A 21,074-nucleotide genomic window follows, 5' to 3' on the forward strand; every position below is an offset into this window, starting at 1 on the left:
GGCCGCGCCGGCTCGGCGCCGTCCTCGTCGGTGCTGTCGACGGTGCGCTCGGCGTCGCGCTGCCGTTCGCGGTGCTCGTCTCGCTCGCCGTGCTCGCCTGGGCGAGCCTCGGGCGACCGGACGCCTGGACGCCCTCCGTCTCCGCGGCGGCGGACGCCTGGCTCATCGGGCACGGGGTCGACGTGCGGTTCGCCGTGCCGGACCACCCCTTCACGGTGACGATCGCCGCGCTGGGGCCCGTGCTCGTCACTGCGGCATGCGCGGTCCGAGCGGGCCGCCGGGCGGTGGCGACCGCGTCCCCGCTCGCCGCGTGGATCGCGCAACTCGTGGCCACGGCGCTCGTGTCCGGCGTGCTCGTCGCCGTCGGCACCTCCTCGGTCGCCGCGCCCGTCGGCTGGCAGGGCGTCCTCCTGCCCGTGCTCGTCGTGCTCGGCGCGTCGGCGGCCGGCATGCGGAGCGCACGACCGGGAGCGCGTCCGCTTCCCGCCGGCGTCCGCGCCGGGCTGGGCGCGGTCGTGCTGCTCGTCGCCGTCTCCGCGGTCGCGGTCGCGGTGCTGCTCCTCGCGCGATTCGCCGACGTCGTCGCGCTCGACGAGTCGCTCGACACCGGGCCGCTCGGCGGCCTCGTGCTCACCGCGCTGCAGATCCTGGCGCTGCCGACGGTCGTCGTGTGGGCGGCCTCCTGGTTCCTCGGGGCCGGCTTCTCGCTCGGCACCGGCTCCGTGATCGGGCCGTTCGCCGGGCAGGCCGGACCGCTGCCCGCGCTGCCGATCCTCGGCGCCGTGCCGGCCGACCCGCCCGTCTGGGCCGCCGGGCTGCTCGTCGTGCCGGTCCTGGCGGGGTTCGCGGCAGCGGTCCTCGTCCGTCGCGGCGGGGCGACGACCGGCGCCGTCTCGCTCGGGCTCCTGGCCGGGGCCGTCTCGGGCGCCGTGCTCGGCGTCCTCGCCGCCGCGTCCGCGGGTTCGGCCGGCCCGGGACGCCTCGCCGCCGTCGGACCGGACGCCCTCCTCGTCGCGATCCTCGCCGCGGTGCTGACCGGGGTGCCCGTGGTCGTCGGGGCCGCGGTCGTCCGGCCGCGGATCTCGCCGTCGGAGCCGGGCGACGCGTCCCAGTAGGCTCGCGGGGTGCTGCGGCTCGTCGTGCTGATCTCCGGCGGCGGCAGCAACCTCCGCGCACTGCTCGAGCGGTGCGAGGACCCGGCCTTCCCGGCCCACGTCGTCGCCGTCGGCGCCGACCGGGACGCGGAGGGCCTCGTGCACGCCGACGAGTTCGGCGTGCCGTCCTTCCTCGTGCCCTTCGGGCACTACGCGACGCGGGAGGTGTGGGGCGCGGCGCTGCTGGAGACGATCCGCACGTGGGCGCCGGACCTCGTGATCCTGTCCGGCTTCATGCGGCTCCTGCCCGCCGCGGTCGTCGACGCGCTCGCGCCGGCGCTCCTGAACACCCATCCCGCGCACCTGCCCGAGTTCCCGGGCGCCCACGGGGTCCGCGACGCCCTCGCCGCCGGTGCGACGGAGACGGGCGCAAGCGTGATCGTCGTCGACCACGGGACGGACAGCGGCCCGATCCTCGCGCAGGAGCGCGTCCCGGTGCTGCCCGGCGACACGGAGGCCGCCCTGCACGATCGCATCAAACCCGTCGAACGGCGCCTGCTCGCCGACGTGATCCTGGACATCGCGGAAGGACGGATCGACCTGGAGGAGCTCGCGTGACCATCGCTCGAATCGTCGAGGCGGGCTCGCCCGACGTGATCCCCGTCCGCCGCGCACTGCTGTCCGTCAGCGACAAGCACGGTCTCGTCGAGCTCGGCGCGGCGCTCGTCGCCGCGGGCGTCGAGCTCGTCTCGACCGGCTCCACGGCGTCGACGCTCCGCGGCGCGGGGCTCGCCGTGACCGACGTCGCCGCCGTGACCGGATTCCCGGAGTCGCTCGACGGCCGCGTGAAGACTCTCCACCCCGCCGTGCACGGCGGTCTGCTCGCCGACCTGCGGCGCGAGCAGCACGCCGCCGAGCTCACCGACCTCGGCATCGAGCCGTTCGAGCTCGTCGTCTCGAGCCTCTACCCGTTCGAGCGGACGGTCGCGTCCGGCGCGGACGACGAGGCGATCGTCGAGCAGATCGACATCGGCGGCCCCGCGATGGTGCGCGCCGCGGCCAAGAACTTCGCGAACGTGGCCGTCGTCACCGGCGTCGACGCGTACCCGGTCGTGCTCGAGGCGATCGCCCACGGCGGCATCGGCCTCGACCTCCGCCGCCGGCTGGCCGCGCACGCGTTCGAGCGGATCGCCGCCTACGACCGCGCCATCGCCGACTGGTTCGCGGGCGGCGCGGACGCGTCCGTCGTCACCGGCTCGTACCGGTTCGTCGAGACGCCCCTCCGGTACGGCGAGAACGCCCACCAGTCGGCGGCGCTCTGGCGCGAGCCGGGCGGGCACGGCCTCGCGCAGGCGGTGCAGCTGAACGGCAAGGAGCTCAGCTACAACAACATGGTCGACGCGGACGCCGCGGTCCGCGCGGCGCTCGACTTCGACGAGCCGGCCGTCGCCGTCATGAAGCACGCGAACCCGTGCGGGATCGCCGTCGCCCCCGCGCACGCCGTCGACCCGATCGCGGCCGCGCACCGCCTCGCGAACGACTGCGACCCCGTCTCCGCCTTCGGCGGCGTGATCGCCGCGAACCGCACCGTCACCCTCGGGATGGCGGAGGCCGTCGCCGGCATCTTCACCGAGGTCATCGTCGCCCCCGCCTTCGAGTCCGAGGCCGTCACCGTGCTGAAGCAGCGGAAGAGCCTCCGCATCCTCGAGCTGCCGGAGGGCTTCGAGCGGCCCTCCCGCGAGTTCAAGCAGGTGTCCGGCGGCGTCCTGGTGCAGGACCCCGACCGCTACACCGTCGTCGACCCCGCGACCTGGACCCTCGCCGCCGGCGCCCCCGCCGACGACGAGACCCTCGCCGACCTCGCCTTCGCCTGGCGCGCCGTCCGGTCCGTGAAGTCCAACGCGATCCTGCTCGCCTCCGGCGGCGCCTCCGTCGGCATCGGCATGGGCCAGGTCAACCGCGTCGACTCCTGCCAGCTTGCCGTCACGCGCGCGGGGGAGCGCGCCGCCGGCTCCGTCGCCGCGTCCGACGCGTTCTTCCCCTTCGCCGACGGCGTCGAGGTGCTGCTCCGCGCCGGCGTGAAGGCCGTCGTGCAGCCGGGTGGCTCCGTCCGCGACCCGGAGGTCGTCGCCGCGGTGGAGGCCGCCGGCGTGACCATGTACTTCACGGGCGAGCGCCACTTCTTCCACTGAGCTCATGGTCTTCGATCCGCAGGCGGATCGAAGACTGTGCCGTACCGGCGCGCTGGACGCGCGCTCGGATGACGGCGCGCGGGACGCTGTTGACGCGGTGATCGAGCCGGGCGTGCTGCGCGGACACGGTGGTTGAGCCGGGCGCTCAGCGCCCGTGTCGAGACCACGGCCGGGGGAAGGGGGCGGCAGGTGGGAGGAACCTGCTCGAAATGCAAGAGACCGTTGTGCGGACGCCACCGGTTCCATAAGCTGGAGGGCTGTCGCAGCGAGGTCCACACCGTGCTCGGGTGGGGAGGCCGCGGCCGCCGATCCGGAGACGTCCGCGCCACCGATCGCTGAGGGGCAGGAGGCCGACATGTCCACGAACACCCGTGTGCTCGCCGCCGCCGCGCTCGTCGTCGCTCGCGCTCCGCGCAAGCGCGACTGACCGCCGCCTCCTCTCAGCCCCTCAACCGGTCGCGTCCGCCGCGCGACCGCCCGTCCAGCGCCGACGACGACGCTCCCGACGTCTCCGCACCCCCTCGCGCCCGATCGCCGCCGAGGAGGCGGGAAGGAACACGCATGACCAGCCCCGCCAAGCAGCCCACCACGATCCAGGCGCTGCGCCGCCTCGACCCGTTCGTCCGGCCCGTCCGCCGCAGCATCGTCATCGCCATGGCGATGGCGCTCGCCGCTTCGCTCGTGTCGCTCGCCGTGCCGCAGGTGCTGCAGCGCATCGTCGACGGTCCGCTCGCCTCGAAGGACCCGGCGCAGATCCCGCCCGCCGTGGCGCTCATCGCGCTGCTCGGCGTGCTCGAGGCCGCGCTCTACTTCGCCCGCCGGCTCTACATCGTCGGCCCGGCGACCGGCGTCGAGGCGAACCTGCGCCGTGCCCTGTTCGCGAAGCTCCAGGACCTCCCCGTCGCGTTCCACGACCGCTGGCCGAGCGGGCAGCTGCTGTCCCGCTCGATGAGCGACCTCAGCCTGATCCGGCGCTTCATCGCCTTCGGGTTCATCTACCTCGTCGTGAACGTCATCACGATCGCGGTGGGCGTCGTCGTGCTCGCCTTCCTGAACCCGCTGCTCGCGGTCGTCTTCACGCTCTGCTCCGTGCCGCTGTGGATCAACGGCTTCCGCTTCGAGCGCCGGTACCACGTCGTCGCGCGCCGCAGCCAGGACCAGCAGGGCGACCTCGCGACGCTGGTCGAGGAGTCGGTGCACGGCATCCGCGTGCTGAAGGCGTTCGGCCGCGGCCGGACGAAGCTCAAGGGCTTCCTGCAGCGTGCGGAGGAGCTGCGCGGCACGGAGATCGAGAAGGCGAGGGCGGTCGCGCAGATCTGGCTCTGGCTGCTGCTCGTCCCCGACGTCGCCTTCGCGCTGTGCCTCCTGGTCGGGGTCTGGCAGGCGAGCCTCGGCAACCTCACCGTCGGCGGCCTCGTCGCGTTCTTCGCGACCGCCACCGTGCTGCGGTTCCCCCTCGAGTCGATCGGGTTCCTGCTCTCGATGATGTACGACACCCGCACGGCGACGGACCGGTTGTTCGAGGTGTTCGACGAGGAGAACACGATCCGGGACCCGGAGCACCCGAAGCACATCGCGGAGGCGCGCGGCCGGCTCGAGTTCCAGGACGTCCACTTCCACTACCCGGACGCGCCCGAGGGCGCCCCGGACCTGCTGGACGGGATGGACCTGACGATCGAGCCGGGCGAGACCATGGCCCTCGTCGGGCTGACCGGCTCGGGCAAGACCACCGCGGTCGAGGTCGCGGGGCGCCTGTACGACGTGACCGGCGGTCGCGTCCTGCTCGACGGCGTCGACATCCGGGACCTCACACGCGTCGAGCTGCGCACGCACATCGCCATGGCGTTCGAGGAGGCGACCCTCTTCTCCGCGTCGGTCCGCGACAACGTGCTGCTCGGCCGGCCCGACGCCGGCGAGCGCGTGCTGCAGGAGGCGCTCGACATCGCGCAGGCGTCCTTCGTCCACGACCTGCCGGAGGGTCTCGACACCGTCATCGGCGAGGAGGGGCTCAGCCTCTCCGGCGGCCAGCGGCAGCGCCTCGCGCTCGCCCGCGCGGTCGCCGCGAACCCCGCCGTGCTCGTGCTCGACGACCCGCTCTCCGCGCTCGACGTCGACACGGAGGCGCTCGTGGAGGCGGCGCTGCGGCAGGTGCTGACCCGCACGACCGCGCTGATCGTCGCCCACCGCCCCTCCACCGTGCAGCTCGCCGACCGCGTCGCGCTGCTCGAGGGCGGCCGCATCATCGCCGTCGGCACCCACACCGAGCTGCTGGCCACCAGCGAGCGGTACCGCTTCGTCATCTCGAGCCTCGAGGACGAGCAGACCTACGAGGAGGTGGACGCGTGAGCTCGATCACCGGTGTCGCCGGCGAGGAACGCCGCGACTTTGACAAGGCGGAGCGCCGGCTGCTGCGCCGCCGCTCACTGACGCTGCTCGGCAGCCTGCTCGCGCCGCTGAGGCGGCGGATCGTGCTCACGGCGCTCGTCGTCGTGATCAGCACCGCGTTGCAGGTCATCGGGCCCGCGATCATCGCCTACGGCATCGACACCGGCCTGCCGTCGCTGCTGCGCGGGCAGGCGCTGCCGCTCGCCGTGTCCGTCGTCGTCTACCTCGTCGCCGGCGTCGGCGCTGGGGTGCTGATCGCCGCGTACACGGTGCAGACCGCGCAGATCAGCCAGGCGATGCTGATCGACCTCCGCGAGCGGGTCTTCGTGCAGACGCAGCGGCTCAGTCTCGAGTTCCACGAGCAGTACACGTCCGGCCGGATCATCTCCCGGCAGACGAGCGACCTGGACTCCATCCGGGAGCTGCTCGACGGCGGGATCAACGAGCTCGTGCAGAGCGTGCTCTACATGGTCTTCACCGCGGTCGCGCTCGTGCTACTCGACGGCTGGAGCGGCCTCGTGCTGTTCTGCTCGTTCGTGCCGCTGTGGTTCCTCATCCGCTGGTTCCAGCGGCGCAGCGAGGCGACGTTCCGCGAGTCGCGCGTGTACTCGGCGAAGCTCATCGTGTTCTTCGTCGAGACGATGACGGGCATCCGCGCGGTGCAGGCGTTCCGCAAGGAGCCGCGGAACGCGCGCGAGTACGGCGACCTGACGGAGGACTACCGCGGGATCAACGCCCGCGCCATCCGCCTGTTCGCGGTCCTCGAGCCGGGCCTGACCCTCATCGGGAACCTCACCACGGCGGCGGTGCTGCTGTTCGGCGCGTACCGCGTGCTGAGCGGGGACCTCGCGATCGGCGTGCTGCTCGCCGCGGTCCTCTACACGCGGCGGTTCTTCGACCCGATGGAGGACATCGCCACCTTCTACAACGCGTACCAGTCGGCCGAGGCCGCGCTCGAGAAGATCTCGGGCGTGCTCGAGGAGAGCCCGACCGTGCCGGAGCCGGTGCAGCCGAAGCCGCTCGCCACCGGCGTCACGGGCCGGGTCCGCTTCGAGGGCGTGCGCTTCGCCTACCGGGCGGACCGCGAGATCCTGCCGCACTTCGACCTCGACGTGCCGGCGGGGCAGACGATCGCTCTCGTCGGCTCCACCGGGGCGGGCAAGTCGACGCTGGCGAAGCTCATCGCCCGCTTCTACGACCCCTCCGACGGGCGCATCACGCTCGACGACGTCGACCTGCGCGACCTGACGAACCAGGACCTGCACCGCGCCGTCGTGATGGTGACGCAGGAGGCGTACCTGTTCTCCGGGTCCGTGGCGGACAACATCGAGCTCGGGCGCCCCGGCGCGACCCGGGAGGAGATCGAGGCGGCCTCACGCGCGGTCGGCGCCGACGCCTTCATCCGATCGCTGCCGGACGGCTACGACACGGACGTGAACAAGCGCGGCGGTCGGGTCTCGGCCGGGCAGCGGCAGCTGATCTCGTTCGCGCGGGCCTTCCTCGCCGACCCGGAGGTGCTGATCCTCGACGAGGCGACCGCGTCCCTCGACATCCCGAGCGAGCGGCTCGTCCAGGAGGCGCTGCAGACGCTGCTCGCCGACCGGACGGCGCTGATCATCGCCCACCGGCTGTCGACGGTCGCGATCGCGGACCGCGTGCTCGTCATGGAGCACGGTCGGATCGTGGAGGACGGCACGCCCGCCGACCTCATCGCCGGCACGGGCCGCTTCGCCGCGCTCCACGCCGCCTGGCGCGACAGCCTCGTCTGACCCCGCCCCGCCCTCTTCACCGATACGGAGATCCGGCTCACCGGATCTCCGTATCGGTGAACAGGAGCGGACTCAGTGCGCGTCCGGGGTCCAGGCGGCGGTGCGGAGGTCGATCCGGTAGCCCTCGGGCGTCGGTGCTGGCAGGAGCGGCGTCCCCTCCTCGTCGTAGTGCGCCCTCGCCTCGACCGAGAGGCCGCGCGGCGGGTGGCCGCCGGCGCGCACGACGCGCCACCAGGGCAGCCCCTCGCCGTGATACCGCATCACCATGCCGACCGCGCGGGCGCCCGCGTGACCGAAGGTCCACGCCACGTCGCCGTAGGTCATGACCCGACCGGCCGGGATCGTCGCGACGACGGCGACGACCGCATCGGTGTAGTCGCCGCCCGCGTCGAAGACGCGGGTCACAGGGCGAGGGCGCCGATCACCTCGCCGAACCGGGTCTCGCCCTCCGGCACGAACCCGACGCTGAGGAAGAAGTCCTCCGGCCCCTCGTCCCCGCCGTCCCAGATGACCGTGAGCTTCGAGAAGCCGCGCGAACGGGCCTCGTCCGCGAGGCCCTTGACGGCGAAGGTGCCGACGCCCTTGCCCTGCGCGGACGCCTTGACGTTGATCGACCAGATGCAGCAGCGGAACTCGGGACGCGTCTCGTGCTCGTCGAAGCTGCCCTTGATGAAGCCGACGACCTCGTCGCCGTCGAGCACGACCCGGGGCCACGCGCCCTCGGGGTCGATCGTCTGCTCCGCCTCCGCGTGCGAGACCGGCACGGCGTACTGCTCCTGACCCGGTTTCAGGGTCAGGGAGTTCGCCGCCACGACGGTGGTCGCCGAGAGTGGTTCCAGGTGGAGGTCCGCCACGCGCACGAGCGTAGCGAGCGAGCACCCGGTCCGGGCTCCCGGATCCTGCACGGCGGAGCCTCGATAAGGTGTTCGGCGGCGTGCGCAGGCGCGCCGGTACGGCGAAGAGGCAGGAGCGGCCCATGGCGGACAAGATCAAGGTCGAGGGCACCGTCGTCGAGCTCGACGGCGATGAGATGACCCGGATCATCTGGCAGTCGATCAAGGACACCCTGATCCACCCGTACCTCGACGTGAACCTCGAGTACTACGACCTCGGCATCGAGAAGCGCGACGAGACCGACGACCAGATCACGATCGACGCCGCGAACGCGATCAAGAAGCACGGCGTCGGCGTGAAGTGCGCCACGATCACGCCCGACGAGGCCCGCGTCGAGGAGTTCGGCCTGAAGAAGATGTGGCGGAGCCCGAACGGCACCATCCGCAACATCCTCGGCGGCGTCATCTTCCGCGAGCCGATCATCATCTCGAACATCCCGCGCCTCGTCCCGGGCTGGAACAAGCCGATCATCGTCGGCCGCCACGCCTTCGGGGACCAGTACCGCGCGACGGACTTCGTCTTCGACGGCCCCGGCACCCTGACGATCAGCTTCCAGCCGCAGGACGGCTCGGAGGCCCAGTCCTTCGAGGTGTTCCAGGCGCCGGGCGGCGGCGTCGCGATGGCGATGTACAACCTCGACGCGTCGATCCGCGACTTCGCCCGCGCGAGCATGAACTACGGCCTCGCCCGCAACTACCCGGTCTACCTCTCCACGAAGAACACGATCCTCAAGGCCTACGACGGCCGCTTCAAGGACCTGTTCCAGGAGATCTACGACACCGAGTTCAAGGAGCGGTTCGAGGCCGCCGGTCTCACCTACGAGCACCGCCTGATCGACGACATGGTCGCGTCGGCGCTGAAGTGGGAGGGCGGCTACGTCTGGGCCACGAAGAACTACGACGGCGACGTGCAGTCGGACACCGTCGCGCAGGGCTTCGGCTCCCTCGGCCTCATGACGAGCGTGCTCACGACCCCGGACGGCAAGATCGTCGAGGCGGAGGCGGCCCACGGCACGGTGACGCGGCACTACCGCCAGCACCAGGCCGGCAAGCCGACCTCCACGAACCCGATCGCCTCGATCTACGCGTGGACCCGCGGCCTGCAGCACCGAGGCAAGCTCGACGGCAACCAGGCGCTGATCGACTTCGCCGACACCCTCGAGGACGTCGTCGTGAAGACCGTCGAGGGCGGGTCCATGACCAAGGACCTCGCGTTGCTCGTCGGACCGGACCAGAAGTGGGAGACGACGGAGGAGTTCCTCGCGTCGATCACCGAGAACCTGCGCGCCAGGCTGGGCTGACGACTTGGGTGCGTTCATCTACGGCGGGAGCACCACGATCCCCATCGAGGACCGCGCCCTGGCCCACCTGCAGCTCGTCGTCTACGCCAAGCTGCGCGCGCACGAGTCCTTCGCGTTCACGTGGAAGGACGAGCAGGGCGTCGGCGACGGGCACGGCTCCGTCTGGATCTCGCCCGGCGTCCCGATCCAGTTCAAGTACGCGGGCAGCCGGGATCCGTCGGTGAACCGGGAGTGGCTCCGGGTCCTCCGGGACCTCGCGAACCAGCCCACGGGGCTCCGGGTCGTTCCGGAACCGACGGGGAAGGACTAGCCCATGCGGCGGATCTCGTACGCGCAGACCGTGATCGGCACCGACGAGCATCTCGCCGACCTGGTGCTCCAGTACGCGACGGTGCTCGCGCGCGCCGGATCCGCCGACACCGTCGTCGTCCCCGGCCGCGTGGCCGACGGCCCGGTCGAGTCGGTCTCCCTGCTCGTCGGGCCGGCCAGTCAGATCACGTCGTGGAGCGACGCGGAGCCCTTCGACGTCGACGTGAGCGACGCCGTCGCGGACCTCGAGCGGCGCATCGCGAGCGCGACCGGCGGGTCGCACGCCGACGAAATCGGCCCCGGCGCGATCGACGAGTTCGACGACCTGGCCTGACCCCTACCGGAAGACGATCGTCCGGCGGCCGTCCTGCAGCACGCGGTGCTCGGCGAACCAGCGCACCGCCTGGGTGAGCGTGCGGCTCTCCTCGTCCTGACCGATCGCGACGAGCTCCTTCGCGCTGCGCGAGTGGTCGACGCGGATCACGTTCTGCTCGATGATCGGCCCCTCGTCGAGGTCCGCCGTCACGAAGTGGGCCGTGGCGCCGATCAGCTTCACGCCGCGGGCGTGCGCCTGCTTGTAGGGGTTGGCGCCCTTGAAGCCGGGCAGGAACGAGTGGTGGATGTTGATCGCCCGTCCCGCCAGCCGCTCGCACAGCGCCGGCGACAGGATCTGCATGTAGCGCGCCAGCACGACGAGCTCGATGTCGTGCTCCTCCACCGCGGCCATGACGCGCTCCTCGAACGCCGCCTTCGTCTCCGGCGACGTCACGGCGCGGTGCTCGAACGGCACCCCGTAGAACCCGGCGAGGCCCTCGAGGGTCGCGTGGTTCCCGAGCACGAGGGGGATCTCGATCGGCAGCTGGCCGGAGTGCTGGCGGAACAGGAGGTCGTTCAGGCAGTGGCCGGCGGTCGAGACGAGCACGAGGGTGCGCGCCGGTCGCCCGACCCGGTCGAGGTGCCACTCCGCATCGAAGGTCCCGGCGACGGGGGCCATATGGGCGGCGAGCTGCTGCGCGGTGGCCGGCGACTCGACCTGCAGGCGGAGGAAGAACCGCCCCGTGTCCTCGCTGGAGAACTGCTGGCTCTCGGTGATGTTGCCGCCCGCGGCCACGATCGCGCCGGAGACGGCGTGCACGATGCCGGGGCGGTCGGCGCAGACGAAGGTGAGGACCCAGTGGGCGTCGGTGGCGTCCGGCACGGGCGTCACTGTACCGAGCCCGGATCATCACGGGGAGATAACGATGGGTTCGCCCGCTCCACGCATCCCCGTGAGGGAACTCGCTTATGGTGATCGCCAGTTCCTCAGGACGGAAGGCGCCATGACGGACGGAATCACGCTGGACTCCCGCGGAGCGGAGGCGGTGCGCGACGCCGCGGACCGCGTCATCGCCGCGGTCGGGACGGTCATCGACGGCAAGGACGACGTCATCCGGTCCGCGTTCGCGGTCATGCTCGCGGGCGGGCACCTCCTCATCGAGGACGTGCCGGGCGTCGGCAAGACGATGCTCGCGAAGGCGCTCGCCCGGGCGACGGGCGGCACCATCAGCCGCATCCAGTTCACGCCGGACCTGCTGCCCTCGGATGTCACGGGCGCCTCGGTCTTCGACCAGTCCGCGGCGCGGTTCGAGTTCAAGCCCGGCGCGGTGTTCGCGAACGTCGTCATCGGCGACGAGATCAATCGCGCGTCGCCGAAGACCCAGGCCGCCCTCCTCGAGTGCATGGAGGAGGGGCAGGTCACGGTCGACGGGTCGAGCTGGCCCCTGCCCGACCCGTTCCTCGTCGTCGCGACGCAGAACCCGGTCGACATGGAGGGCACGTACGTGCTCCCCGAGGCGCAGCGCGACCGGTTCATGGCCCGCATCTCCATGGGCTACCCGGACGAGGACGCCGAGCGTGAGATGCTCCGCTCGCACGGCCGCGTCGACCCGATCGAGCGCCTCGAGTCCGTGCTGCCCGCCGGCGGCCTCGCCGACCTCGCCGCGCAGGCGCGGGACGTCTACGTCTCGCCGGCGGTCGAGACCTACGTGCTCCGCATCGTCGGCGCCACGCGCAACCACTCCGAGGTCCGCCTCGGAGCGAGCCCCCGCGCGAGCCTCCAGCTGCTCCGCGCCGCGAAGGCCACCGCCCTCATCGACGGCCGCGACTTCGTCCTCCCCGACGACGTCGACGCGCTCGCGGCGGACGTGCTGGCCCATCGCCTCGTCCTCCGCCGCACCGGCGTCGACGTGCGGGAGGGGCAGGCCGTCGCGGCCACCCGCATCGTCCGACAGGTGGTCGCGGCCACCCCCGTCCCGCTGCAGTAGGTGGCCCGCCCGACCGAGCCGCTGTCCGGGCTCAAGACGGTGCGGCTGACCGCGCGCGGCGGGGTCTTCCTCGGCGCGGGGTTCGTCGGGCTGATCGTCGCCTACGCGGCCGGCTGGCCCGCGCTCCTCGCGGTGTCCCTGTTCCTGTTCGGGGCCGTGCTCGCGGGCGTCGGGGCCGTCGTGGTCTCGCCGGCCGCGCTCGTGATCGAGCGGCGGATCGAGCCGCCCGTCGTCGAGCAGCGTCGGCCGGTGCAGGTGCGGCTCACCGCGCGCGGTCAGGCGGCGGGCGCGCTCGAGTGGAGCGAGGACCTGCCGCGCTCCGTCGTCGTCACCGGGCACGCGGAGGGCGTGCTGCCCGCGGTCCGGCCGGACCGGCCCTCGCAGCTCATCGACTACTCGTTCGCGGCGCGGACGCGCGGCTCCGTGCCGATCGGGCCGCTGCGCATCGCGCGGACGGACCCGCTGGGCCTCGCGACCACCCGCCGCCGGGTCGGCGGCGTCGACCACGTGACCGTGCTGCCCGGCATCCATCCGGTCGAGCTGCCCTTCGCGGTGCGGCGCAACGACCCGGACTCCGGCGCGAGCACCGTGTTCGGCGCGGTCGGGGACCAGCTCGACATCGTCGCCCGCGGCTACCGGGCGGGCGACCCGATGCGGAACATGGACTGGCGCGCGACGGCGCGCCGGGGCGAGCTCATGGTCCGCACCGAGACCGCGGCGACCACCGCGGCGACCGGCCTGCTCCTCGACGTGCGCCAGGAGGTCTGGCCCGACTCGACCGCCTTCGAGTGGGCGGTCGACTACGCGGCCTCCCTCATCGCCGCGCTCGACGAGCGGCACGCGCCGGTCCGCCTCGCGGCCGGCAGGACCACGATGACGGACGCGATCGCCGGCCTCGTCGCGCTCGCCACCGTGCACCCGAGCAGCGGGGCGGCGCAGCCCTCCGAGCTCCTCCGCGATCTCGCCACCGTCGACGTGCAGGTCGTGCACGTCATCACCGGGCCCGGCGGCGCGCCGGACGTGACCCGGCTGCCCCCGCTGCCGACCGGCGCGCTCGGCATCGCGTCCGTCGTCGCGCGCCGCGCCGTGCAGCTCGATCCGCCGCTCGGGTGGCAGGTCGTGCAGCGGGACTCGAACGCCCCGGTCGGGACGGCCCACGATGCCTGAGCGCTCCACCGGCCGCGGCGCCGTCACCGCCGTGACGGGCGTCGGCGTGCTGCTCGCCGCGCTCTCGCTGCTGCCCGTCGTCTACGGCGCGCTGTGGTGGATCGAGTCGGTCGTCACCGTGGTCGTGGCCCTCGCTGCGGCGGCCGCGTCCCGCCGCGTCGGGCTCACCTCGGGCGCGGCGGCGCTGATCGGGCTGACGAGCATCCCGATCGTGCTCGCGCTGATCGTCGCCGGCTCGACGGTGACGATCACGACGCCGCAGGGCGCCGCGCTCGGCGTGGTGGACGGGTTCTCGACCGCGTTCCGGCAGATCTACCTCGACACGGTTCCGGCGCAGGGCACCGCCGCCCTCGCGCTGCTCATCGCGTCCGGTGCGGCGGTCGTCGCGGTCGTCGCGGACTTCGTCACCGTCGGCCTCCGCGCGCCCGTCGCCGGCACGCTCGTGATCGTCGCCGTCGCGATCGTGCCCGGGAAGGCCTTCGCGACCGGGACGAACGGGTTCCTGCTGCTCGCCGTCGCGGCCGCCGCGCTCGGCGTCATCGCGGCGGACCGACGTCGGCGCGGCCGGGCGCCCCGCATCGCCGGCCTCGCCGCGGGCGGCGCCGTCGCGGTCGTCGTCGCGCTCGTCGTGCAGATCGTGCTGCCGACGCCGTTCTCGTCGCAGGCGGCCATCGCGGGGGCGCCGGTCATCGACTCCGGCGCGAACCCCCTGCTGCGGCTGGGGCAGGACCTCCGGCGCGGGGCCAGCACGCCCGTGCTCAGCTACACGAGCCGGAACGACCAGCCGGTCTACCTCCGACTCGCGGTGCTCGAGGACTTCACGGGGCAGACCTGGGCGCCGAACCCGCCCGACGGCCGACCGCTCGGCCTCGGCTCGACACCGCAGGCGCCCGGCGTCGCGGTCTCGGCGGACACGAACACCACCTCGACGACGATCACGCCGGCCTCCGACGTCGCGATCGGCGATCGGCTGCCGCTGCCCTACCCGGCCGTCGCGGTGCAGGGGGTGTCGGGCCGCTTCCGGTGGGAGGAGAAGGGGCTGACGCTCGCGCGCTTCGGCGGCGGCGCCGTCGGCACCTACACCGTGCGATCGGCGGACATTGCGGCGACGCCGACGCAGCTGCGGGACGCCTCCGTGTCGGTCCCCGCGGGCGACGAGCAGTCGCTCGAGCTGCCGTCGGACGTGCCGTCGATCATCCGCCGCACCGCTGCCCGGTGGGTCGCGTCGGCGCAGACGCCGTACGACATGGCCGTCGCGATCCAGAACCAGTTGCGGAACGGATCGTTCTCCTACGACGAGGACACCCCGGCGGAGCAGGGCTACGACGGCGACGGCCTCGGCGTCATCGCGAAGTTCCTCCAGGTGAAGGCCGGGTACTGCATCCACTTCGCCTCCACGATGGCCGTGATGGCGCGCATCGAGGGCATCCCGGCACGCATCGTCGTCGGCTACCAGCCGGGGGAGACGCAGGCGGACACGCGGGCGCACCGCGTCTCGAGCGACGACCTGCACGCCTGGCCCGAGCTGTACTTCGACGGCGTCGGCTGGGTGCGCTTCGAGCCCACGCCGGGCCGTGGCGCCGTGCCCGCCTACGCACCGCTCCCGTCGGCGAGCGTGAGCACGACCCCGACGGCGGCGCCGTCCACCGAGGCGGCCGCCACCCCGCAGCCGACCGAATCCGACCCGGCCGCCGCCCGCTCGGGAGATCGCGGCGGCGCATCCCTCGTCCCCCTGCTCCGCGGCTCCGGCGTCGCGCTGATCGTCCTCGCGCTGCTGGCGCTCCCCGGCCTGCTCCGGCGCGGGCTGCGCCGGAGGCGGATCGGCCGGCTCGGGCGCGACGGGCCCGCCGGCGCCTGGCGGGAGATCCTCGACACCGCCGTCGACCTCGGGCTGCCGACCGGCAGGGGGAGGAGCCCCCGCGGGATCGAGGCCGTCGTCGCCGAGCAGGTCGGGTCCACGCCGGGGGCGCGCGAGGCGCTCGGCCGACTCCGTGCCGCGTACGAGCGGCAGGCGTACTCGCGCGACGTCGCGGCCGCGACCGAGGCGGACGTCGCGCTCGTGCTCCGCGCGCTGCGGGCGCACGCCTCGGGCGGCCGCCGCTTCGCCGCCGCCGTGGCGCCGCGATCCCTCGCCGGTACACTGGTGCCGCCGCGACTGGCGTTCAGGTGGTCACCACCGGGGAGCGGCTGATGGAGAGGCGCCGCTCGCCTGGGCGCTGATCGCCCTCACCAGCCGCGCGCACCGCGCATCCCCTCCGACGCCGGGAGTCCTTCCGTGACCGACACCGCCTCCACCTCTGCGCCCACTCCCGTGGGCTCCACCTTCGACGCGCCGCTCGAGGAGGTCGACCCCGAGATCGCGGCCGTCCTCCGCGACGAGCTGCAGCGCCAGCGCACGACGCTCGAGATGATCGCGAGCGAGAACTTCGTGCCCCGCTCCGTGCTCACCTCCGCCGGCAGCGTCCTGACGAACAAGTACGCCGAGGGCTACCCCGGTAAGCGCTACTACGGCGGCTGCGAGGTCGTCGACGTCGCCGAGGAGCTCGCGATCGCTCGCGCGAAGTCGCTCTTCGACGCCGAGTACGCGAACGTGCAGCCGCACTCCGGCGCCACCGCGAACGCCGCCGTGCTGGCCGCGCTCGCGCAGCCGGGCGACACGATCCTCGGGCTCGAGCTCGCGCACGGCGGTCACCTCACGCACGGCATGAAGCTGAACTTCTCCGGGAAGCTGTACAACGCCGTCGCCTACGGCGTGGACCCGGAGACGTTCCGCATCGACATGGACCGTGTGCGCGACGCCGCGCTCGAGCACCGGCCGGCCGTCATCATCGCCGGCTGGTCCGCGTACCCGCGGCAGCTCGACTTCGCCGCGTTCCGCGAGATCGCGGACGAGGTGGGCGCGAAGCTGTGGGTCGACATGGCTCACTTCGCAGGCCTCGTCGCGGCCGGCCTGCACCCGAGCCCGGTGCCGCACGCGGACGTCGTGTCGACGACCGTGCACAAGACGCTCGGCGGCCCGCGGTCCGGCCTGATCGTCTCGCGCGACGACACCTGGGCGAAGAAGCTCAACTCGGCCGTGTTCCCGGGGCAGCAGGGCGGTCCGCTCATGCACGTGATCGCCGCGAAGGCGACGGCCCTGAAGATCGCGGCGTCGGAGGAGTTCCGCGACCGCCAGCGGCGGACGCTCGAGGGCGCGCAGCTGCTGGCCACTCGCCTCACGGCGCCCGACGCCCGCGAGGCCGGCGTCGACGTGCTCACGGGCGGCACGGACGTGCACCTCGTGCTCGCGGACCTGCGCGAGTCGCCGATCGACGGCCGCGAGGCGGAGGACCTCCTGCACGAGGCCGGCATCACGGTGAACCGCAACTCGGTGCCGTTCGACCCGCGGCCGCCGATGCGGACCTCCGGGATCCGGATCGGTACGCCGGCGCTCGCGACCCGCGGGTTCGGCGCGGCCGAGTTCACCGAGGTCGCCGACATCATCGCCCGCGTGCTGACCCCCGGCGCGGACGTCCCGGGCCTGCGCCGCGAGGTGGCGGCCCTCGCCGACCGCTTCCCGCTCTACCGGGGCCTCGAGGGCTGGTAGTCCGAGACCTCGTTCACGGATAAGGGGATCCCGGCGCTCCGCGCGGGGATCCCCTTATCCGTGAACGAGGTCAGACGTGGGTGCGCCAGGCCTGCACGGTCTGGTCGAGCAGCGTCGCGATCGTCATCGGGCCGACGCCGCCCGGCACCGGCGTGATCAGCGCGGCCCGCTCCTTCGCGGTCTCGAAGTCGACGTCGCCCTTCCCGTGGTCGTAGCCGGCGTCGATCACCACGGCGCCGGGACGCACCCAGTCGCCCGGGATGAGCCCCGGCCTGCCCACGGCGGACACGAGCAGCTCGGCGCGCTCGACGTGCGATCGGAGGTCCTTCGTCAGCACGTGGCACGACGTCACGGTCGCGCCGTGCGCCGCGAGCAGCGCCGACAGCGGGCGGCCGAGGATCGGGCCCTGGCCCACCACGACCGCCTCGATGCCGGGCAGCTCGACGCCGTACTCGTCGAGGAGCCGCAGGATGCCGCCGGGTGTGGCGGAGGCGAAGCCGCCCGAGCCCTCCGCCATCCGGGCGAACGAGGCGAACGTGACGCCGTCGACGTCCTTGTCCGCCGCGATCGCCTCGAACGCCGCCCGCTCGTCGACCTGCGGCGGCACCGGGTGCTGGAGCAGGATCCCGTCGATCTCCGGGTCGGCGGAGAGCGCCTGGATCGTGGTGAGCAGCCGCTCGGTCGTCGTCGTGTCCGGCAGGTCGACGCGGCGGGTCGCGAGGCCCGCGGCCTGCGCGCGCCGCACCTTCATGCGGACGTAGGTGTGGGAGGCGGGATCGCCGCCGACGAGGACCGTCGCGATGCACGGCGGGCGCAGGCCGGCGTCGACGCCGGCGCGCACCTCGGCGGCGATGCGGTCGAGCGTGGCCGCGGCGAGCGCGGAGCCGTCGATCAGCGTGGCGGGCATGGGACCTCCTGGAGACGGGTTCGCGGAGGCGCCCAGGCGGTCGACGCGCTCCGCCGGTACTCCCTGGTGGTGGTCCACCCGCGCCGGTCGTGCCCTCCACGGTACCGGCTCGGCCGTTCAGCGCGCGGTCCCGCGAGCCGGGGATGATGCCGGTACCGGCGTCCGCCGGACCAGCAGACCCGAGGGAGACCCCATGCCCGCGACCGGCGCCCAGCACGTCCTCCGGCTCGACGGACCAGCCGGGCCCGTGACGGCGACCGTCGCGGAGCTCGCCGCGAGTCTCCGGCGAGTCCGGGTCGGCGACACGGAGATCGTGCAGGACTATCCGGCCGACGCGCTGCCCTCCGGCGCCTCCGGCGTCGTGCTCGTGCCGTGGCCGAACCGCGTGCGCGACGGGCGGTGGGTGCTCGACGGGAAGCCGCAGCAGCTCGACCTCAGCGAGCCGTCGAAGGGCAACGCGAGCCACGGGCTGCTCCGGAACACCGGCTACCGCGTCACGGACTCCAGCGAGTCGGCCGTCACGCTGTCGGCGACGGTGTTCCCGCAGCACGGGTACCCGTTCCACCTCGAGACCTCCGTCCGCTACGCGCTCACCGACACGGGCATCGACGTCGTGCACGGCGTGCACAACGTGGGGGAGGGGACCGCGCCGTTCGGCGTCGGCTGCCATCCGTACCTCCGCGTCGGCGACGTGCCGATGCGCGATCTGACGGTCGCCGTCTCGGGGGCCCGGATGCTCGAGACGGACGATCGGAGCCTGCCGGTGCGGGAGGTGCCCGTGGCCGGGACGGACCGGGACCTGCGGGCCGGGGCGGCGCTGCGCGGGCTCGACCTCGACACCGCCTACACGGGTCTCGAGGTCGTCGACGGGCGCGTTCGCCACCGCGTCACCGCACCGGACGGCACGGCGGTCGAGCTCGCCGCCGACCCCGTCTTCGGCTGGGTGCAGGTGTTCACGACGGACGTCTACGGGACGGACGACGGGCTGATCGACGCCGTCGCCGTCGAGCCGATGACCTGCCCCGCGGACGCGTTCAACTCGGGCACGGACCTGCTGCACCTCGAACCGGGCGAGCAGTGGGTCGCGTCGTGGAGCCTCGCGCTCGTCAGGCCCTGAGGCGCGAGTCGGGCGTCAGCGGCGTCGGAGGAAGAAGCCGACCGGACCGGGGGTGTTCTCGCCCCGGGAGGCGGAGCGGTCGAGCGCCGCGAGGAGGAAGCGCCAGCCGAGCAGCAGCGCGCCCACGACGATCGCGGCGACGATCACGAACGCGACCTGGACGCCCTGCCCGCTGAGCGCGCGGAGCAGCATCCCGAACAGCACCGTGCCGACCCACGCGAGCAGCCCGGTCCGCGAGATGGAGAACGGCCGCCGCCAGCCGCGCGCGCCGACCCAGCCGATGACGAGCCCGGTCGCGAACGGCCAGAAGGTGACGAGGAACGCGGACTGGTCCTCGCGGTGGCTCGCGCGGCCGATGACGACGAAGACCGCGACGGCGATCAGGTCGATCGCGAACGCGACGAGCGCACGAAGGCGGGGATCCACGACCACGAGTCTCGCAGCCGCATCCCCGCTCCGTGCGCGAGCGGCGTCCGCGTCGGTCCTCACCGACACGGACGCCGCCCTCGCGTCACCGTGGACTCAGCGGATCCCCAGCGCGCGACGCATGGTCGTGTTCAGGTCGGTCTGGTTCGTGATGCCGAGCACGTTCGCCGCCTGCGGACCCTTGGCCGCGATGCGGACCTCGGTGCCCGTGTGCTGCTGCGAGCCCGTGATGGGCGCGGTCGCGTAGCTGATCGTCATCGGGGCGCCGTCGTGCGTCGTGAGCGTCGCGGTGACGCCCTCGGTCGGGCCCTCCACGATCTGGCTGGTGTGGCCGTGGTCCGCGGTGACGACCACGAGCGTGTCCCTGTGCTTCGCCTGGTAGGCGAGCGCCAGCTGCACGGAGCGGTCGAACTCGACGGTCTCACCGATCTGGCCGCACGGGTTGGCCGCGTGGTCCTGCTTGTCGATGGACGCACCCTCGATCTGGAGGAAGAAGCCCTTCTTCGCGTGCTTCGAACGGGTGTCGAGGATCTGCAGCGCCTTCGACGCCATCGTGCTGAGGTGCGGCTGCGAGGCCGTGCGCGCCGTATTGACCTGGCAGGTCGTCGCGGCCGTACCGGTCTTCGTGGGGGTCGGTCCGGTCCACTCGAGGTCCATGTTGTTCGGCGCGAACGTGCCGAGCACCGGGTCCTTCGAGTGCGGGCTGATCCGGGCGAGCTCGGCCGCCGTACCGGCCGTCTGGTAGCCGCTCCGCTTCGCGGACTCGAGCACCGTCCTCCCGGCGAACCGGCCGGCCGTGATCGTCTCGCCGAAGTACGCCGCGCCGCCGCCGAGCAGCACGTCGGCGCGCGCCGCGACCTCCTGCTCGGAGATCGAGCCGGCGCCGCCGTTCTCCTTCGCGTTCACCGCGCACTTCGCGGTCGTCGCGACGGGACCCTTGCAGTCGCGGCTGACGACGTGGGACTCGAGCACCGCGGGCGTCGCGTCCTGGACCTCCGCCGTGGTGACGTTGCCCGTGCGGTAGCCGGCCTTCTTCGCCAGCTCGAGGATCGTCGCCTTCGGCTTCCCCCGCAGGTCGACGGAGATCGCGCCGTTGTACGTCTTCGTGCCCGTGGCCCAGCCGGTGCCGGAGGCCGCCGAGTCGGTGACGTAGTCGGGCTTGCCGGTCTCCTGGTTCAGCGCGTACGTCGTGTACTCGCCGGTGAGGGGCAGCGTGTCCATGGCGAGCCGGCCGGCGGCGCCGACCTGGTAGTTGCGGGCGATCGTGATCTCGCTGTCGCCCATGCCGTCGCCGATGAGCAGGATGACGTTGCGCGCCTTCCCGCCGACGATGGCGTGCCGGGCGGCGTTCGTGTTGTCGGTCGTGGTGCCGTTCGCGGCGACCGGGACGGTGACGGCGAGCGCCGCGACGGCGGCGGTCGCGGCCGCCACGGCGGCGACGCGGCGGGGGTGGTGGATGCGCACGGAGGACTCCTCGGATCGGATGGGGTTGTGCGGGCACACCGAGTCGAACCACCGCGCATGAACGCGACATGACCGGTCCGGTGAACATCCGGTGACGCGGGGCGAGCCCGGCGGATCGGCGGCCGCGAGGCACACGGCGGGCTCTCGGCTGCGCGTTCCCC

At 73.2% G+C, this 21,074-nt stretch carries 19 protein-coding genes, 1 pseudogene and 2 riboswitches; of the genes and pseudogenes, 14 read left to right on the plus strand and 6 right to left on the minus strand.

The features are described from left to right. The first annotated feature begins 71 nt into the window (after nucleotides 1–71). The 6 genes from CLV52_RS03745 to CLV52_RS03765 all read left to right on the plus strand — a co-directional run bounded on the left by CLV52_RS03745 (nucleotide 72) and on the right by CLV52_RS03765 (nucleotide 7,440). On the plus strand, nucleotides 72–1,115 hold the full coding sequence (locus CLV52_RS03745) for a cell division protein PerM (protein ID WP_133764946.1): 1,044 nt from the start codon (nucleotides 72–74) through the stop codon (nucleotides 1,113–1,115). A 9-nt stretch (nucleotides 1,116–1,124) separates the two neighbouring features. After that, complete coding sequence (purN, locus tag CLV52_RS03750; protein WP_133764947.1) at nucleotides 1,125–1,712, plus strand: phosphoribosylglycinamide formyltransferase; 588 nt, start codon at nucleotides 1,125–1,127, stop codon at nucleotides 1,710–1,712. Further along, nucleotides 1,709–3,286 (plus strand): bifunctional phosphoribosylaminoimidazolecarboxamide formyltransferase/IMP cyclohydrolase, encoded by a 1,578-nt coding sequence (purH, locus tag CLV52_RS03755; protein WP_133764948.1) that lies wholly within the window; start codon nucleotides 1,709–1,711, stop codon nucleotides 3,284–3,286. Before purN ends, purH begins: the two co-directional genes overlap by 4 nt. A gap of 4 nt (nucleotides 3,287–3,290) precedes the next feature. Then, complete coding sequence (locus CLV52_RS19025; RefSeq protein ID WP_281276044.1) at nucleotides 3,291–3,422, plus strand: hypothetical protein; 132 nt, start codon at nucleotides 3,291–3,293, stop codon at nucleotides 3,420–3,422. A gap of 425 nt (nucleotides 3,423–3,847) precedes the next feature. After that, nucleotides 3,848–5,632: an ABC transporter ATP-binding protein gene (locus CLV52_RS03760; protein WP_133764949.1), complete on the plus strand. Its 1,785-nt coding sequence runs from the start codon at nucleotides 3,848–3,850 to the stop codon at nucleotides 5,630–5,632. Next, complete coding sequence (locus CLV52_RS03765; protein ID WP_133764950.1) at nucleotides 5,629–7,440, plus strand: ABC transporter ATP-binding protein; 1,812 nt, start codon at nucleotides 5,629–5,631, stop codon at nucleotides 7,438–7,440. Before CLV52_RS03760 ends, CLV52_RS03765 begins: the two co-directional genes overlap by 4 nt. A gap of 72 nt (nucleotides 7,441–7,512) precedes the next feature. On the opposite strand, the gene CLV52_RS03770 is transcribed toward CLV52_RS03765, so the two are convergent. Beyond that, nucleotides 7,513–7,845 (minus strand): MGMT family protein, encoded by a 333-nt coding sequence (locus tag CLV52_RS03770; protein ID WP_133764951.1) that lies wholly within the window; start codon nucleotides 7,843–7,845, stop codon nucleotides 7,513–7,515. Further along, nucleotides 7,842–8,294, minus strand: a complete 453-nt coding sequence (locus CLV52_RS03775) for a GNAT family N-acetyltransferase (protein ID WP_133764952.1) — start codon at nucleotides 8,292–8,294, stop codon at nucleotides 7,842–7,844. Before CLV52_RS03775 ends, CLV52_RS03770 begins: the two co-directional genes overlap by 4 nt. Before the next feature lie 122 nt (nucleotides 8,295–8,416). Here CLV52_RS03775 and CLV52_RS03780 point away from each other — a divergent pair, with 122 nt between their 5' ends. Genes CLV52_RS03780 through CLV52_RS03790 form a run of 3 tightly spaced genes read left to right on the plus strand, consistent with a single transcriptional unit; the run spans nucleotide 8,417 to nucleotide 10,277 of the window. Further along, a complete protein-coding gene (locus CLV52_RS03780; protein WP_133764953.1) occupies nucleotides 8,417–9,634 on the plus strand; it encodes an NADP-dependent isocitrate dehydrogenase in 1,218 nt (405 codons plus the stop codon). A 4-nt stretch (nucleotides 9,635–9,638) separates the two neighbouring features. After that, a complete protein-coding gene (locus CLV52_RS03785; RefSeq protein WP_133764954.1) occupies nucleotides 9,639–9,944 on the plus strand; it encodes a DUF7882 family protein in 306 nt (101 codons plus the stop codon). A 3-nt stretch (nucleotides 9,945–9,947) separates the two neighbouring features. Then, a complete protein-coding gene (locus CLV52_RS03790) occupies nucleotides 9,948–10,277 on the plus strand; it encodes a hypothetical protein (protein ID WP_133764955.1) in 330 nt (109 codons plus the stop codon). A 3-nt stretch (nucleotides 10,278–10,280) separates the two neighbouring features. On the opposite strand, the gene purU is transcribed toward CLV52_RS03790, so the two are convergent. Beyond that, nucleotides 10,281–11,141 carry a formyltetrahydrofolate deformylase gene (gene purU / locus CLV52_RS03795; protein WP_133764956.1) on the minus strand — a complete coding sequence of 287 codons (861 nt, stop codon included), beginning with the start codon at nucleotides 11,139–11,141 and terminating at the stop codon, nucleotides 10,281–10,283. A 121-nt stretch (nucleotides 11,142–11,262) separates the two neighbouring features. Here purU and CLV52_RS03800 point away from each other — a divergent pair, with 121 nt between their 5' ends. The 4 genes and pseudogenes from CLV52_RS03800 to glyA all read left to right on the plus strand — a co-directional run bounded on the left by CLV52_RS03800 (nucleotide 11,263) and on the right by glyA (nucleotide 16,999). Continuing rightward, a complete protein-coding gene (locus CLV52_RS03800) occupies nucleotides 11,263–12,246 on the plus strand; it encodes an AAA family ATPase (RefSeq protein WP_133764957.1) in 984 nt (327 codons plus the stop codon). Beyond that, nucleotides 12,247–13,413: a DUF58 domain-containing protein gene (locus CLV52_RS03805; protein ID WP_133764958.1), complete on the plus strand. Its 1,167-nt coding sequence runs from the start codon at nucleotides 12,247–12,249 to the stop codon at nucleotides 13,411–13,413. It abuts the gene before it with no gap. Next, nucleotides 13,406–14,917, plus strand: a pseudogene (locus CLV52_RS19120) (transglutaminase TgpA family protein); the annotation flags it as partial. The gene CLV52_RS03805 and the pseudogene CLV52_RS19120, both read left to right, overlap by 8 nt. A gap of 637 nt (nucleotides 14,918–15,554) precedes the next feature. Further along, nucleotides 15,555–15,635: riboswitch (ZMP/ZTP riboswitch) on the plus strand. 53 nt (nucleotides 15,636–15,688) lie between these two features. After that, nucleotides 15,689–16,999: a serine hydroxymethyltransferase gene (gene glyA / locus CLV52_RS03815; protein ID WP_133764960.1), complete on the plus strand. Its 1,311-nt coding sequence runs from the start codon at nucleotides 15,689–15,691 to the stop codon at nucleotides 16,997–16,999. 70 nt (nucleotides 17,000–17,069) lie between these two features. On the opposite strand, the gene CLV52_RS03820 is transcribed toward glyA, so the two are convergent. Next, the gene (locus tag CLV52_RS03820; RefSeq protein ID WP_133764961.1) at nucleotides 17,070–17,906 is read right to left on the minus strand and encodes a bifunctional 5,10-methylenetetrahydrofolate dehydrogenase/5,10-methenyltetrahydrofolate cyclohydrolase; all 837 of its coding nucleotides are present in this window, start codon (nucleotides 17,904–17,906) and stop codon (nucleotides 17,070–17,072) included. Between the two features lie 23 nt (nucleotides 17,907–17,929). Next, nucleotides 17,930–18,007, minus strand: a riboswitch (ZMP/ZTP riboswitch). A gap of 92 nt (nucleotides 18,008–18,099) precedes the next feature. On the opposite strand from CLV52_RS03820, the gene CLV52_RS03825 reads away from it, so the two are divergent. Next, entirely contained in the window at nucleotides 18,100–19,023 is a 924-nt protein-coding gene (locus CLV52_RS03825) for an aldose 1-epimerase family protein (RefSeq protein ID WP_133764962.1), read from the plus strand. Between the two features lie 15 nt (nucleotides 19,024–19,038). Here CLV52_RS03825 and CLV52_RS03830 read toward each other — a convergent pair whose 3' ends face one another. Then, nucleotides 19,039–19,449 carry a DUF3054 domain-containing protein gene (locus CLV52_RS03830; RefSeq protein ID WP_246017947.1) on the minus strand — a complete coding sequence of 137 codons (411 nt, stop codon included), beginning with the start codon at nucleotides 19,447–19,449 and terminating at the stop codon, nucleotides 19,039–19,041. 96 nt (nucleotides 19,450–19,545) lie between these two features. Then, nucleotides 19,546–20,913, minus strand: coding sequence for an alkaline phosphatase (phoA, locus tag CLV52_RS03835; RefSeq protein WP_211342597.1), 1,368 nt, complete (start codon nucleotides 20,911–20,913; stop codon nucleotides 19,546–19,548). Between the last annotated feature and the right edge of the window lie 161 nt (nucleotides 20,914–21,074).

The sequence above is a fragment of the Amnibacterium kyonggiense genome (assembly GCF_004364555.1).
GTDB lineage: Bacteria > Actinomycetota > Actinomycetes > Actinomycetales > Microbacteriaceae > Amnibacterium > Amnibacterium kyonggiense.